12 protein-coding genes are annotated in these 14713 nt (G+C 61.4%); 3 read left to right on the forward strand and 9 right to left on the reverse strand.

Annotated elements, in window-relative coordinates; genetic code table 11:
- Positions 1–105: 105 nt before the first annotated feature.
- On the forward strand, positions 106–924 hold the full coding sequence (locus MCB86_RS16065) for a transporter substrate-binding domain-containing protein (RefSeq protein ID WP_045163304.1): 819 nt from the start codon (positions 106–108) through the stop codon (positions 922–924).
- Between the two features lie 277 nt (positions 925–1201).
- Positions 1202–3133 carry a methyl-accepting chemotaxis protein gene (locus MCB86_RS16070; protein WP_239611471.1) on the forward strand — a complete coding sequence of 644 codons (1932 nt, stop codon included), beginning with the start codon at positions 1202–1204 and terminating at the stop codon, positions 3131–3133.
- 278 nt (positions 3134–3411) lie between these two features.
- On the opposite strand, the gene MCB86_RS16075 is transcribed toward MCB86_RS16070, so the two are convergent.
- From MCB86_RS16075 to puuE, 9 genes are all read right to left on the reverse strand, one after another.
- On the reverse strand, positions 3412–4236 hold the full coding sequence (locus MCB86_RS16075; protein WP_239611472.1) for a DUF5020 family protein: 825 nt from the start codon (positions 4234–4236) through the stop codon (positions 3412–3414).
- Positions 4237–4314: 78 nt separating this feature from the next.
- Complete coding sequence (locus MCB86_RS16080) at positions 4315–5814, reverse strand: nucleobase:cation symporter-2 family protein (RefSeq protein ID WP_155397663.1); 1500 nt, start codon at positions 5812–5814, stop codon at positions 4315–4317.
- Between the two features lie 237 nt (positions 5815–6051).
- Positions 6052–7602, reverse strand: coding sequence for a cation:proton antiporter family protein (locus MCB86_RS16085; RefSeq protein ID WP_045163300.1), 1551 nt, complete (start codon positions 7600–7602; stop codon positions 6052–6054).
- A 167-nt stretch (positions 7603–7769) separates the two neighbouring features.
- Positions 7770–9116 (reverse strand): nucleobase:cation symporter-2 family protein, encoded by a 1347-nt coding sequence (locus MCB86_RS16090; RefSeq protein ID WP_045163299.1) that lies wholly within the window; start codon positions 9114–9116, stop codon positions 7770–7772.
- 210 nt (positions 9117–9326) lie between these two features.
- Positions 9327–10577, reverse strand: a complete 1251-nt coding sequence (locus MCB86_RS16095; protein WP_045163266.1) for a urate hydroxylase PuuD — start codon at positions 10575–10577, stop codon at positions 9327–9329.
- 140 nt (positions 10578–10717) lie between these two features.
- Positions 10718–11242, reverse strand: coding sequence for an ureidoglycolate lyase (locus MCB86_RS16100; protein WP_045163298.1), 525 nt, complete (start codon positions 11240–11242; stop codon positions 10718–10720).
- 140 nt (positions 11243–11382) lie between these two features.
- A complete protein-coding gene (gene alc / locus MCB86_RS16105; protein ID WP_045163265.1) occupies positions 11383–12378 on the reverse strand; it encodes an allantoicase in 996 nt (331 codons plus the stop codon).
- Between the two features lie 40 nt (positions 12379–12418).
- On the reverse strand, positions 12419–12934 hold the full coding sequence (gene uraD, locus MCB86_RS16110; RefSeq protein WP_239611473.1) for a 2-oxo-4-hydroxy-4-carboxy-5-ureidoimidazoline decarboxylase: 516 nt from the start codon (positions 12932–12934) through the stop codon (positions 12419–12421).
- The gene (puuE, locus tag MCB86_RS16115; RefSeq protein ID WP_045163263.1) at positions 12931–13863 is read right to left on the reverse strand and encodes an allantoinase PuuE; all 933 of its coding nucleotides are present in this window, start codon (positions 13861–13863) and stop codon (positions 12931–12933) included. The genes uraD and puuE overlap by 4 nt, the downstream gene beginning before the upstream one ends.
- A 354-nt stretch (positions 13864–14217) precedes the next feature.
- Between puuE and uraH the strand changes: the two genes are divergently transcribed.
- Positions 14218–14571 (forward strand): hydroxyisourate hydrolase, encoded by a 354-nt coding sequence (gene uraH / locus MCB86_RS16120; protein ID WP_045163262.1) that lies wholly within the window; start codon positions 14218–14220, stop codon positions 14569–14571.
- Positions 14572–14713 lie beyond the last annotated feature (142 nt).

Here is a 14713-nt window from a genome sequence, read left to right on the forward strand (position 1 = left end):
TGATACTGTCGTGCCATCAGTTCGACTCGTCATGTCCTGCGTTTAATCGATTACAGGACAGCTGCCGGCTGCCGAGCGGGTCGTCCAACACAACAAGGAGCTCCCATGAAAACGATTCTTGCGATCGCCTTGCTGGCGCTGTCGGCACCCGTGCTCGCCGAGCAGACTTATGTAGTCGGTGTCGAGCAGGCGGCTTTCATGCCGCACTATGACGGCGATGCGCACGGCAATTATCGGGGCTTCGCTCGCGAGCTTCTGGACAGCTTTGCCGCGCACAGCGGAGTGCGACTGGTCTACAAGGTTCTACCGGTCGAGGAATTACTACCCGCGCTGCTCGCTGGTCGCATCGATGCCAAGTATCCGGATAACCCCAACTGGTCCGCAGCCGCCAAGCGCGGCTACCGGCTGCATTACAGCCAGGCAGTGGTCAAGTATATCGATGGGGTGATGGTGGCTCCTCGACGCGCAGGGCTTGGGGTCGACGAGCTCAAGCGGCTGGCGGTGGTCGACGGTTGGACACCCTGGGGCTACGAAGATCGGGTCGCGGCCGGGCAGATCCTCCTGGTCAGCAGCCCGGATCTGCCGCGCATGGTGCGCCAGGCCCTGCTCAAGGACAGCGACGGCGCCTACTACAATGTGGTGGTCGCGGCGCACTACCTGAACAATGTGCGTGCGAAGCCGGGCGCTCTGGTATTCGAACCCGCGCTACCGCATACCCGCAGCACCTTCAATCTCTCCACGCTCGATCATCCTGAACTGGTCGAGCGCTTCGACCGCTACCTCGCTGATCAGTCGTCTGCCGTCGCCGCGCTCAAGACACGGCATCAGGTCGAGGCGAACCTGTCTTCGGAATACATCGGTATGGAGCAATGGAAAGTCGATTTTCTCGAGCGGCAGAAGCTCAAGCACGCGAGCGGTGATTGATAGAGGTTCGTCGGCAGCCGTAGGCAAGCCGCGCGTATGCATTAGCCTGTGGTTGCTGGGGCTACGCAAGGTTGGCGAGCCATCACGCCATGAGGCGCGATAGCGAACGGGATAGCGATGTCGACCGCCAGGCGCGGTGCTACCGGCCAATCAACGCCGCCGCCGAACGGTTATCAAGTTTGTCATGGCCGTACCGATAGACGAATGACGCCATGCATAAATGGCGTATACGAAAAGACGAATAAATGTATACGTAGTTCCCGCCAGAGGTCGTCACATGTCTTTCATGAAACGCAGTATCCAGTGGCAGTTGATTGTCAGCATGGGGGCTGCGTTACTCACCAGCCTCCTGATCGTCATCCTGATTTATTCATCCGCACTGAATGGTTTGGCCGAACGCTATCTGGTTGGTCAGGCCCTGCCTGCCAACATCACCGCGATTCGCAACGATATCGAGCGCACGTTGATGGCGCCGATAACCGCCACCGCCGGGATCGCGGGTAACAGCCTGGTGCAGGAGTGGCTTCGCGATGGCGAGAGCCCGGATCAGGCGGCGGCGATGGGGCGCTACCTGCAGGGCGTGAAAACCCAGGAGCAAGCGTTGACGGCCTCCATCGCGGTGCTGGAAAGCGGCAACTATTATTCCGAGACCGGTCTTTCACGCACCTTGCAACGCAGTGCGCCGGGCGATGGCTGGTTCTACAGCCTGCTCGACAGCGACATAAACCGCCGCTTCGAGATCGACATCGACAAGACCTCGCGGCTACCCACGCTGTTCATCAACCAGCGCATCACGGCCGGCGGCAAGACTCTGGGCGTTGCCGGGCTGGGCTACAGCCTGAAAAGCATGTCCGAGCTGATCAGCAACTTTCGCTTCGGTGAGCGAGGCGAGGTGTACCTGATCGATGCGAGCGGACGGGTCAAGGTTCATCCCCGTACCGAGCATAACGATCGCACCGAACTGAAGGCGCTGACCGGCGATGATGCGGCGCGTCGACTGCTGGCGGGCGAGCAAACGACGGTGAGATTCGAGCATGAGGGCGAAGCTTTTCTGGCACTGGCGCAACCGCTGGACAGCCTGAACTGGATCCTGGTCAGCACGGTGCCGGAAGCCGAAATCTTCGCTGAAGCACGACGCACCTTGTGGACTATCAGCCTGATCGCGGCCTGTATCGCGTTGTTCTTCCTGGGGCTCGTGGTGTTGCTGGCCCGTGGGCTGGTTCGACCGATCCGCCAGGTGACCTCGGCGCTGGTGGAAATCGGCGGTGGCGGCGGCGACCTGACTCGCCGCCTCGACGAGAGCCGGGCTGACGAGCTGGGTGATCTGGCGCGCGGTTTCAATCGCTTCATCGGCAGCCTGCGGGGCCTCATCGGTGACGTACTGAATACCAGCCAACAGTTGCGCGTTGCGGTCGGGCAGGTGGCGGAAGTGGTCGATAACACCGCCACCCGCGCCGGGCGCCAGCACGAGATGACGGATATGGTGGCAACCGCGGTGCATGAGATGGGCTTGACGGTCCAGGAGATCGCCCGCAACGCCAGCAGCGCCGCGCGGGCCTCCAAGGACGCGCGTGACGAAGCGGTGCAGGCGGGCCAGGTGGTGGGGGACTCCATCGCACACATCGAGAAAATGTCCGGAGAGATCGGTCACGCCGCCGAATCGGTGACCGACCTCGCGCAGCAGGTCGCGTCTATCGACAAGGTGCTCGCGGTGATCCGCAGCATTTCCGAACAGACCAATCTGCTCGCCCTCAATGCCGCCATCGAGGCCGCACGTGCCGGAGAGATGGGTCGGGGCTTCGCGGTGGTCGCCGATGAGGTGAGAACCCTGGCTAGCCGTACCCAGGCGTCGACCGACGAGATCCAGCAGATGATTCTGGGGCTCAAGAGCGGCGCGGAGACCGCGGTCAATTCGATGCACGCAGGACAGGCTGCCACTGGTACCGGTGTTCAAGCCAGCCAGCGTACCGGCCAGTCGCTGAATGCCATCACGGAGCAGGTCGAAGCGATCAGCGGCATGAATGCTCAGGTCGCCGCGGCGACCGAAGAGCAGAGCAGCGTCACCGAAGAAATCACCCACAACGTCCAGGGCATCGCCGATCTCGCCCAGGCGACCGCCAGCGACGTGCGGGGCTGCCGCGAGGACTGTCAGGCACTGAGCCGCCTGGCGGACGATCTGAGCCGGCAGATGGGCAGCTTCAAGTTGTGATGAAGGGCGCGGGTAAACGAGGCGATTGATCTCAAGGGCAGGTGCAAGATCCGCCGGGAGCGAGGCGGGCTCACCTGTTCTGGAGCGAGCGAGGCTAGTCACCATCAGATGGTTGTATCGGGGGCATTTCGGATTCGATGGCGGACCGGTCTCCGCCCAGGTTTGCCGAGTACGGGACCGTCCAAGGCGACCCACGCATGAAACGTCGTCCGAAGAAGGAATGAGACAGAGACAAAAAAGGCAGCCCCAGGGCTGCCTTTCGTTCGTCTGCAACTCGGTCAGAAGTGCGCTTTGACCAGCAGGCTGGCGGTGTTCTGATTCGTCGAGCCGACGAAGTTGCGGCTGACGAAACCGCCGTCCTCGATACCGTATTTGTCGGACCAGTAGTCGTACTCGATGCCCACGTAAAGCTTGCCCGCCTCACCGTCCAGCGCTTTGCCGAGGTCGTACTTGATCTGTGGGTTGATGTGCAGGTTCTTCGAGACGAGGTCGCCGCGGCGCTCGGAGCCGGCATCGTTGACCACCCAATCGATGAAGCCATCGAAGAGGATGTCGGACTTGCCGACCGGGAAGGTCATGGCCCAGGTCGGTGTCACCTGCCATTGGCCGCCAGGCTTGCCGGTGGTGCCATCGGGCTTGCGGTAGTAGACATTGATGGCCAGGCGATCGAAGCCGGGTACGTCGAGATCCACGGCGGGGCCGAGCAGATAGTTTTGGTTCGGCACGCCATTGGTGCTTTCACCGCGCTCGTAGGTGGCCGCGAGCAACACATCCTTGATCGGGCCGAAACTCATGTCCTGGCCGCTGACTTTGCTCAGCGACAGGCGCGGGCTGAACTCGCCGTAGTAGGTATGGCCGTCGTTGCCGGACAGGCCGTTGTACCACTTGCTATCGACGAACAAAAACATGTCGCCCCAGCTCCAGCCGCTGGCGTGTTCGAAGGTCACGGTCTGTTGAATCTCGCCCGCATCGACCTTGAAATTCTTGCCATATAGATAGGTAAGGCTGTTGTTCTGCCAATGCAGCATGCCGTCGGCGAAGGCCGGTGCGGCGAGCATGCTGCCGGCCAGCGCCAGCGAAAGGGGAGAGAGTCTGAAGTTCATGTGTATACCCTTTGGTTTTGTTGTTGTGATGGATGCGGGTGTTGCGCCTGGCGCCGCAGCGGCCAGGCGCGAGGCGGGTCAGCCGGTTGGGGTGAGGTGCTCTCTGGTGTCGTCGCTGGTCGCCTTCGAGGCAGGCTCGGCGTAGTTCGGGATGTTGACTGCCAGGGTGTTGGTACCCACCGAATCCTCGATCAGATTGTCGGGGTCGTAGTCGTCCAGCTCACCTGGTTCGCGTGGCAGGAAGAAGTTGAGCAGGATCGCGCTGAAAGCACCGATGGTGATCGGTGAGCCGAAGATGTTCTTCAGTACCTCGGGCAGGTTGGTCAGCACTTCCGGCACGGCCGCGACCCCCAGGCCCAGGCCCAGCGAGATGGCCACGATCAGCATGTTGCGGCGGTTCAGCCCCGCTTCGGCGAGGATCTTGATACCGGCGATGGCGACGGTGCCGAACATGATCAGCGTGGCGCCACCGAGTACCGGTTTGGGCATCAGTTGCAGAACACCGCCGACCACGGGAAACAGCGCCAAGAGAATCAGAATGCCAGCGATGTACAACCCTACGTGGCGGCTGGCCACGCCGGTCAGTTGGATCACGCCGTTGTTCTGGCTGAAGGTCGTCATCGGCAGGCTGTTGAAGGTGGCGGCCAGCAGCGAGCTGCAGCCGTCACCGAGAATGCCGCCCTTGATCCGCTTCATGTACAGCGGACCCTTCACCGGCTGGCGCGAGATCATCGAGTTGGCGGTCAGATCGCCTGCGGTTTCCAGCGGGGTGATCAGGAAGATCACCGCAATCGGAATGAACGCCATCCAGTCGAAGGCGAAGCCGAACTTGAACGGCTGCGGCACACTGATTGCCGGGAGTGTGGCGAGGCTGGAAAAATCCACCATGCCCATCATCCAGGCCGCAAAGTAGCCGACCATCAGTGCGACGATCACCGCTGACAATCGCAGCAGCGGAATCCCGAAGCGGTTGAGCACGATGATGGTACCCAGCACCAGACCCGCCAATGCGAGGTTGGGCAGCGCACCGGGATTCTCGACCCCGTAGCCGCCGGCGATATCCGTCATCGAAACCTTGATCAACGACAGACCCATCAGACAGATGATGGTGCCGGTGACCACCGGTGTGATGATCCTGCGCAGTCGATCGATGCAACGGCTGACGGCAATCTCGACGAAAGCGGCGCAGAAGCTGACGCCGAACAGGGTGGACAGGATTTCTTCCGGACTGCCACCGCGCCCCTTGACGATAAAGCCCGCCGCCAGGATCACGCTGAGAAAGCCGAAACTGGTGCCCTGCAGGCAGAGCATGCCGGCGCCGATAGGGCCGACCCGTTTGGCCTGGATGAAAGTGCCGAGACCTGAGACGAACAAGGCCATGCTGACCAGATAGGGCACGTAGTCGCCCAAGCCAAGCACGCTGCCGATGATCAGGGTAGGGGTAATGACACCGACGAAGCTGGCCAGCACATGCTGTATCGCGGCAAAGGTAGCGGGGAGCGGACCCGGGCGATCCTCGAGCTGATAGATCAGGTCCTGGTTGGGAGCGTCACCGCTCCTGGATTCGGTTGCGGTCATGGTCAAGCCTGCCATTAGTTATTGTTCGGTCATGGGCTTCGGGGCTGCACGGACCCCCATACGCTGATCGTCGGAAAAGCTGTTCGATCGGTCAGGATGTGCCCGACTATAGCAACCTGTGAACACACCTTTAAACAATTAATTTAAAAATTGTGCACAATTCAGATGACCGCAATCGGCAGGTGAATGATGGGTGATGGGCGATGCTGATAGCGGATGTAGGGCGAGGCAGCCGGCTCAGCGCTTGGCCAGCAACTCCAGGGCCACGTTTTCGGCGAGCCCTGCACCGGCTTCGGTCATGGTGAGGTAGGTGCGGTCGGCGCCGGCTTCCTCGATCTGTTGGGCGATGTCTTCGTACATCGCATGGGAGACGATCAATCCGTCGAAGCCTTTGCTACGCAGCTTGCGGGTAGAAATGATCTTGGCCTCCGCATCGTTCATCGCCAGGATCACCGCCTCCACCTTGTTCATTTCCAGACACGCCCAGAACATCTGGTCTTCGGCATCGGCGAATAGAACATGGCGGCCACTTTCGCTGCTTTTTTCGATGGTAACCGGGTCGGAATCGAGGCTGATCAGGCGCCAGCCCTTTTCGCGCAGATGATCGTAGGCGGCGCGGCCGGTGCGGCCCATGCCCATGATCAGTATTTGTGCGTCACCCAGTGATACCGGTTGCTCGTCGGGGTGCCGGGTGTTGCGTTCGAATGGAATCAGGCGCTTGGCCAGCCGATCGTAGAGCGGGTGGGAGATGCGATTGAGCTGAGCGGAAATAACGAACGACAGCGCCACGGTGATGGCCAGCGGTGTCAGCCACTGGGGCAACACCACGCTGGCGACGATCAAGCCGAACTCACTGTAGTTGGTCAGGCTCGAGGCGCTGAGAAAGGCGCTGCGCGCGCGCAGGCGAAAGAGCAGGAAAAGAAAGAAGAACAGCGCACCCTTGAGTGGCAACAGCACAGCCAGCGCCGCTGCGAAGAGCATGGCGCTCGTATCCGGCAGCCCGCCGATGCCAATCTGCAGAAAAAAACCGACAAGGAAGACTTCCTTGATCGCCCACAACGAGTTCGACAGTTCGGTGGCACGCTTGTGCTTGGCCAGCATGGCGCCGAAGGCCAACGCGCCCAGCTCCGAGCTGAGCCCGACATGCTCGAATCCGAGCCCGCCGACTACAAGCGCCAGGGTGAGGCCCAGCAATACCATCAGCTCCTCGTGACCGCTGTAGTCGAGCAGGCGGAACAGCAACGGACGCAACAGCGGGATGCCGAACACCAGTAATGCCCAGGCCGACGGAACCTTGCCGCTGGCGATGCTCATCACCACCAGGGCGATCAGGTCCTGGATGATTAGTACGCCGATCGCGACCCGGCCATGGAAGGCGCGCAGCTCGCGCTTGCCCTCCAGCACCTTGGCGGCCAATACCGTGCTGGAGAACGACAGCGCGATAGCCAGCAGCAGGCTCTCGCGCCAGCCCGTATCGAGAAACAGCACAATGGCAGGCATGACCAGGAGACTGGAAATGGCGAAATGCAGCAGGCCGCCGCCGATGACCTCGCGACGCAGCAGGTTGCTCAGCTTGAGCTTGAGGCCGACGGTGAACAGCAGCAGCAACACCCCTAGATGGGCGAGGTGGGCAAGAATTTCGCTGTCCTGCGGGCCGACACCGAAATGGTCGCCGAAGCCCGCCAGGGTGAAGCCGGCCCCCAGGTAACCGATCAGCGGCGGCAGGCCCACAGAGCGTGCGGCGAGACCCAGGACGAAGGCGAACGCAATCCAGCTGGCTTCAATCATCTCTAGGTGCTCGGGGCGGGCGGGACTGCATTTTAGCGAGGGCGAACGGCTTGTCGAGGTCCCGCCTGCTGTATACGACGAAACCCGCGCGCGGGCGGGTTTCGTTGCGAGGTGTCGCGGATGACCGGCAAATCCTCGCCGGCTTCAGCGCGACCTGTTTAGCACGCTCAATGCTGAACCGCGCCGGTCAGCGCGTTGCGCTCCGGTCCGCCGAGCACGTTGAACAGGAGGTTCAAGGTCACCGCGCTGAGTGTTGCTACCGCAATCCCGCTATGGGTGATCGGCTCCATCCAGTGCGGCAGGTGCGCAAAGAACTCCGGACGCACCACCGGCACCATGCCCAGACCAATGCTCACCGCGACCAACAGCTGGTTGCGCCGGTCACCGATGTCGGCTTCCTGCAGAATCTTGATGCCGGTGGCGGCGACCATGCCGAACATGGCGATGCCGGCGCCGCCCAGCACGGCGGCAGGAATCGAGGCGACCATGAACGCCGCTTTCGGCAGCAGGCTCAGACTGATCAGGAACAGTCCTGCAATCGCGGTGACATAGCGGCTGCGCACGCCGGTCATCTGCACCAGCCCGATGTTCTGCGCGAACGAGGAGTGGGTGAAGGTGTTCATGAAGCCGGCTAGAAAGGTAGCGCCCGCGTCACACAGCAGGCCACGGCGCAGCTGCTTCGGATCGACATCCTGGCCGGTGATCTTGCCCAAAGCGAGAAACATGCCGGCGGACTCGACGAAGATGATCACCACCACCAGGCACATGGACAGAATCGGTGCGAGCAGGAACTGCGGTGTGCCAAAGTGATTGGGAGTGACGACCTGGAACGCCGGTGCCGTATTGATGCCGGACAGGTCGACCATGCCCAGGCTGCCCGCCAGTACATAACCCAGGGCCATGCCGATCAGCACCGAGACATTGACCCAGAAACCACGCATGAACTGGTTGATCAGCAGAATCACCGCCAGTACCGCTGCTGCCACGCCGAGGTAGGGTAGGGCGCCGAACTGGCCGGTGCCGCTGCCGCCGCCCGCCCAGTTCACCGCGACCGGGAACAGCGACAGGCCGATCGCAGTGATCACCGTGCCGGTCACCAACGGTGGAAACAGCCGCACGATCTTGCACACGAAGGGCGCGATCAACAGGCCGAAGAAACCTGCAGCGATGGTCGCGCCGAAAATCCCGGGCATGCCGACGCCGGGCATGCCGGCCATCACCACCATGCTGCTGACCGCGGCGAAGCTGGCGCCCATCATCACCGGCATGCGGATGCCCACCGGCCCGATGCCCATCGACTGCACGACCGTGGCGATACCTGCCACCAGTAAATCGGCGTTAATCAGGAAGGCGATTTCCTCACGAGACAGCCCGGCTGCCTGGCCCACGATCAGTGGGACGGCTACCGCGCCGCCATACATCAGCAGCACGTGCTGGAAACTCACCAACAGCATCTGCAGCAAAGGCAGTCGCTTCTCCGCTGGGGCGGTTTCCCGCTCGGTCACTTCGTTCATGCAAACACCTCGGACGCTTTTGTTATTGGATGGTCGCGGTGACCCCGCTGAACGTGCGGGGCCGGATATAGGGTGCACGGGGCCGTCGTCAGACCCGCTGATGGTTATCGGACTGTACGTAATCCTCGCTTGGCGCTGCGTGGGTGGGTGGGGTTACTGGCTGCTGGATGAAAAAAAGCCGCGCCCGGGAGCGCGGCTGACGGGCGGCGATCAATCGATCGGCGCACCCTTGTCGATCCAGGCACCGAGCAGGTCGCGCTCGTCCTGGGTCATGTTGGTCATGTTGCCCAGCGGCATGATCTGACTGGCCACGGCTTGCGCATGAATCTTCGCGGCCTGCTGGCGGATCTGCTCCGGCGTATCGAACATCACGCCTGCTGGCGCTGCGCTGAACAGCGGGCTGCTCGGCTGAGCGGCGTGGCAAACCGTGCAGCGCTCATCAATCACGCTGCGAACCTTGGCGAACTCGCTATTGCTGGCCTCTGGCTCTGCCGCGGTGCCGGTCTGTTGTGCGCTCCTGCTGGCCTGCTCCGGGGAGGTTGGAGCCAGGTTGGGTGCTGCCGGCTGACGGTTAGGTGCGGTGACGAACGCCAGGCAAATCATGCCGACTGCCGCAGCGGGCAGCGCCCAGGCGAAGCGGTTGCTGTCATGGCGCGTGTTGAAGTAATGGCGTACCAGGACCGCCAGTACCGAGATACCGCCCAGGATCAGCCAGTTGTACTGGCTGCCATAGGTGCTCGGGAAGTGGTTGCTGATCATGATGAACAGCACCGGCAGGGTGAAATAGTTGTTGTGGCGCGAACGCAACAGGCCTTTGGCTGGCAATACCGGATCGGGCGTGCGGTTCTGCTCGATCGCCGCGACCAGTGCGCGCTGCGCCGGCATGATGATGCGGAACACGTTGCCGACCATGATGGTGCCGATCAGCGCGCCGGTATGAATGTAGGCGGCGCGACCGCTGAACACCTGCGAATAGGCCCAGGCGGCGAAAATCACCAGGACGAACAGCACAAGACCCAGCAGCGCGGGCTTCTTGCCCAATGGCGAGTCGCAGAGCAGGTCATAGACGAACCAGCCAACGATCAGCGAGCCGAAGCCGATGGCGATTGCCATCGCTGGCGCCATGTCGCTGCCCGGCGCAATCAGATACAGCGAAGGGTTGAGGTAGTAGACCACCATCAGCAGGGCGACGCCTGACAGCCAGGTGGTGTAGGCCTCCCACTTGAACCAGTGCAGGTTGTCCGGCATCTGCGGCGGGGCCAGCTTGTATTTTTCCAGGTGGTAGATACCGCCACCGTGAATCGCCCAGAGATCACCCGAGAGGCCATCGCGGGGGTTGGCGCGGTTAAGGTTGTTTTCCAGCCAGACGAAGTAGAACGACGCACCGATCCAGGCGATGCCGACGATCATGTGAATCCAGCGAATAGTAAGGTTCAGCCATTCGGTCAGATGTGCTTCCACGATAATTACCTCTTGCACGGCTGGCGTACCAACCGCTGTTTCTTCTTATTCGACTCGTCGCAAGTGTCCCGCTTGTTCCGAAGCACGCATGCCGGTATCGGTTGTGTTTTCCAGCCGTTCCGGTAATGGCCCCTCGGTGATCAATTGATCGCTTGTTCGGAGTCCCGGTGGGGGTCGAGGAGAACCAGCTCGTCCTCGGTGAAAAAATGCTCGTCGCAGTTGTTGCCAGAACCGCTGCGATCGACCACCAGGAATTCATCCCGCTTTTCGATCGTCAGCACCGGGTGGTGCCAGACGCCGCGGTGGTAATTGACGCCCTGCCTGCCGTTGCTGCGGAAGGCGCGGACGTTACCCGGTACAGGTGCATCGCCAAGTGGCGCGACCACGACCAGAAAGGGGTTGCCGAGCAGCGGAATGAAAGCCTGGCTGCCCTGCGGATGTCGTTCGAGCATGCGAATGACCAGCGGCATGTCCAGCGCGTCGGCGGCGAAGATGCTGATGATGGCCTGATCGTCCGGCTGCGTGGTCTCAACCGTCGCCAGCTTGTGATAGCGGCGGGTGGAACCGTTATTGATCATGAAGTACTCGCTGCCTTCGGTTTCGATCACATCACCGAATGGGGCGAAGGCTTCCTTGGTCAACGGTTCGATCTTGAGTGTGCGCATGCTGTGCTCGTTATCTGTATTGCTGATTTGTAAGGTGAGCTTGGCGGCGTTCCGCTTCAGCCCACCGCAGCCGGCCTGAGCCGGCAATGAGCCCTAGGAGCGAGGGGACGTCAATCCTTGCTCACTCCCAGGATTCCTCTTTACTTCACCGCCTTGCCGAACAACCGCAGACGGCTAACGCCACCGTCCGGGAAAATGTTCAGGCGCACGTGGGTGATCGGGCCGAGCTTGGCGATCTGCTCGCTGAACTCGTGCTCGGCGTGCATTTCCAGCTTCTGGCTCGGCAGCAGCTCGCGCCAGAACAGGCTCTGGGTTTCAATCTGGCTGTCGGTGCCGCCTTTGACGTAAGCCGCCTGGATGTTGCAGCTGTCCGGGTAGTTGCCCTTGAAGTGCAGGGTGTCGACGACGATGCGCTCGATCTCGCCGGGGGCGCCCAGCGCGACGATGACCCAGTCGTTGCCCGGCGTGCGACGGCGTGCGGTTTCCCAACCATCGCCCATATTGATGCCGCGGCCCGGGTTGAGGATGTTGCTCATGCGACCGAAATGCTCGTCGGAACAGGCCAGCGCGCGGCCGCCGTTGAGCGCCGACGCCAGGTCGAGCTGCTCGTTGTCGCCAACGCTGCTCCAGTCGCGGTACGGAATGCCATGCACGCGCAGACGGGCGACACCTCCGTCCGGGTAGATATTGAAGCGCAGGTGACTGACCGGCTTGTCGAACGCGATCTCATGGTAGTGATGGCTGTTGCCTTGCAGCTCTACCGCGGGAAGGATTTCAGTCCATACGGTGTTGTCGTCCGGGTCGCCTTCGGCGAGGAAGCAGGCTTCCAGTGAAGCGGACGGCGGGAAGTTGCCGGTGAAGAAGCTGGTATCGATGTCGACGCCCTTGATCGAGCCGGGCACGCCGAGGCGAATGACCGCATGGTCATAGCCTTCGAAGCGCTTGCGGCGCGACTCCCAGCCGTCCATCCACTTGCCGTTGTCATCGAAAACGCCCTCCTTCCATACGGCCGGCGTCGGCTGGAACAGCCGGTTGACGTCGGCAAACCAATCGTCAGTGACGGAAATGGCTTTGGTGCCCAGACGGGCGTCGGCCAGGTTGACGTATTTTTCGAAAGGTACGGCGTAGCTCTTCATACGTTGTTCTTCTCTTCGTGTCGTCTGATGGGTCTCTTGCTTACATCGCCTGCAGACGGAACAGGGCGATTTTGTTGATTTCGGCCAGGGCGCGGGCGAACTCCTGGTCCTGCGAGCTGTGCATGCGCTCTTCGAAAGCCGCCAGGATCTGATGCCGGTTACTGCCCTTGACGGCCATGATGAAGATGAAGCCGAACTTGGCTTTATAGGCGTCGTTCAGCTCGGTAAAGCGGGTGAACTCTTCGGGCGTGCATTCATGAATCCCTGCACCGGCCTGCTCGGCGGTGCTTGAGGCGGTCAGCTCACCGCGCACGGCGGCCTTGCCGGCGAGGTCCGGGTGAGCATTGATCAGCGCCAACTGGGTGTCGTGAGGGGCCGACAGCATCGCCTGCGACATGCGGGTGTGCATCACCTCGACGAAATCCAGTGTCTCGTCCACGCCTGCCTGATAGACGGTGTCGGCGACCCAGGGGGAATGCTCGTAGACATCGGCGAAGGTGGCGATGAAGGCCTCGCGATCGAGGGTGGACGGCTTGATGGTTTTGAACGGCGTCATTGGCTGCGCTCCTGGGTGAAGGGGTGAGTCGAGTGCCAGTGGCGGGCGATGTCGACACGGCGGGCGAACCACACCTGCTCATGACCCTTGGCGTACTCGATGAAGCGCTGCAGCGCGGCCATACGTGCGGGGCGGCCAAGCAGACGGCAGTGCATGCCAATGGACAGCATCTTGGGCGCACCCTCGGTGCCTTCGGCGTAAAGCACGTCGAACGCGTCCTTCAGGTACTCGAAGAAGTCGTCACCCTTGTTGAAGCCCTGCACCTGGGTGAAACGCATGTCGTTGGTGTCCAGTGTGTAGGGAATAACCAGGTGCGGCTTGTCTGGCGTCGATTCCGGATCCCAATAGGGCAGGTCGTCGTCGTAGGTGTCGGAGTCGTAGAGGAAACCGCCTTCCTCACGTACCAGCCGGCGTGTGTTTGGTCCGGTACGGCCGGTGTACCAGCCCAGCGGACGCTCACCGGTGATGTCAGTGAGGATGCGGATGGCCTCGAGCATGTGCTCGCGCTCTTGCGCTTCGTCCATGTACTGATAGTCGATCCAGCGATAGCCATGGCTGCAGATTTCGTGGCCGTCGGCGACCATGGCTTTGATCACGTCCGGATGACGCTGCGCGGCCATGGCGACCGCGAAGATGGTCAGTGGTATGTCGTGCCGGCGAAACAGCTTCAACAAACGCCAGACACCGGCGCGGCTACCGTACTCGTAGAGCGATTCCATGCTCATGTTGCGCACACCCTGCAGCGGCTGGGCTGAAACCATCTCGGACAGGAAGGCTTCGGACTCCTTGTCGCCATGCAGTACGCAACGCTCGCCGCCCTCTTCGTAATTGAGTACGAAGGACAGGGCGATACGGGCGTTGCCCGGCCATTGCGGATGGGGTGGATTCTCGGCGTAGCCGATGAGGTCGCGAGGGTAGTCTGCGCTCACTGTTGTTATTCCTTATTTGATCCGCGGGTCGCGACTGTGAAGTGTCGGCGACCGTCATGGTCCAATTGTATACAAAAGGTTTTGCGCTTTGTAAATCACAATTCGCTAATTTCTCCCATCGGTTGATCCAACGGCTGGCTCGCGGTGCTCGCGCTTGAGCGTTAACCGCGTTCTTCTGTCGCACGAGCGAGAGATCTAGAGCAGAATTAGGGCCAGGATGAGATGTTGAAAATTGTGTACAGTTTCTGTGAAAACTGTCTTTAGTTTTCTCGCGTGCATGCTATGCTCGAATCCAGTCCACACCAATCACAAGAGGAGGCAGGCATCGGCAGCCAAGCTACGATGCCGGAATCTATGGGACGTTTAACTACTCATGTGCTGGATGCAGCTCACGGCTGCCCTGGCAGCGACATCCGTATCGAACTCTATCGTGTCGATGGCGAGCGCCTCGAACTGATCGCCACGCGCCAGACCAACGCCGATGGCCGTTGCGACTCGCCGCTGCTCGAGGGCGACGACTACCGCTCCGGTGTTTACCAGCTGCAGTTCTCTGCTGGGGACTATTACCGAGGTCGTGGCGTGCAGCTGCCTGAGCCGGCCTTTCTGGATGTGGTGGTGCTGCGTTTCGGCATCAGCGCCGAGCAGGATCATTACCATGTGCCGTTATTGATTTCGCCGTACAGCTACTCCACCTACCGCGGTAGCTGATGCCATCTGCCGCGCAGCGACGCGGCAGATACCTCTCCCATGCGTGAAACTTTGGCTCCCTGAGCCTACGACCCGCCCCTGATGGCGGGTTTTTTTTGACCCGGTAGTGAGGGGCTTTCGCGAGGGGGCGGGTTTTGCTTAC

Source organism: Pseudomonas sp. KSR10, assembly GCF_022355455.1.
Taxonomy (GTDB): Bacteria; Pseudomonadota; Gammaproteobacteria; order Pseudomonadales; family Pseudomonadaceae; genus Stutzerimonas; species Stutzerimonas stutzeri_E.

What these genes read in the sequence shown, in the direction of transcription:
- MCB86_RS16100 (WP_045163298.1), bottom strand. Translation starts at nt 11,242, where the DNA reads ATGCGCACACTCAAGATCGAACCGTTGACCAAGGAAGCCTTCGCCCCA.
- MCB86_RS16065 (WP_045163304.1), top strand. Translation starts at nt 106, where the DNA reads ATGAAAACGATTCTTGCGATCGCCTTGCTGGCGCTGTCGGCACCCGTG.
- MCB86_RS16070 (WP_239611471.1), top strand. Translation starts at nt 1,202, where the DNA reads ATGTCTTTCATGAAACGCAGTATCCAGTGGCAGTTGATTGTCAGCATG.
- MCB86_RS16090 (WP_045163299.1), bottom strand. Translation starts at nt 9,116, where the DNA reads ATGAACGAAGTGACCGAGCGGGAAACCGCCCCAGCGGAGAAGCGACTG.
- MCB86_RS16080 (WP_155397663.1), bottom strand. Translation starts at nt 5,814, where the DNA reads ATGACCGCAACCGAATCCAGGAGCGGTGACGCTCCCAACCAGGACCTG.
- uraD (WP_239611473.1), bottom strand. Translation starts at nt 12,934, where the DNA reads ATGACGCCGTTCAAAACCATCAAGCCGTCCACCCTCGATCGCGAGGCC.
- uraH (WP_045163262.1), top strand. Translation starts at nt 14,218, where the DNA reads ATGGGACGTTTAACTACTCATGTGCTGGATGCAGCTCACGGCTGCCCT.
- alc (WP_045163265.1), bottom strand. Translation starts at nt 12,378, where the DNA reads ATGAAGAGCTACGCCGTACCTTTCGAAAAATACGTCAACCTGGCCGAC.
- MCB86_RS16075 (WP_239611472.1), bottom strand. Translation starts at nt 4,236, where the DNA reads ATGAACTTCAGACTCTCTCCCCTTTCGCTGGCGCTGGCCGGCAGCATG.
- MCB86_RS16085 (WP_045163300.1), bottom strand. Translation starts at nt 7,602, where the DNA reads ATGATTGAAGCCAGCTGGATTGCGTTCGCCTTCGTCCTGGGTCTCGCC.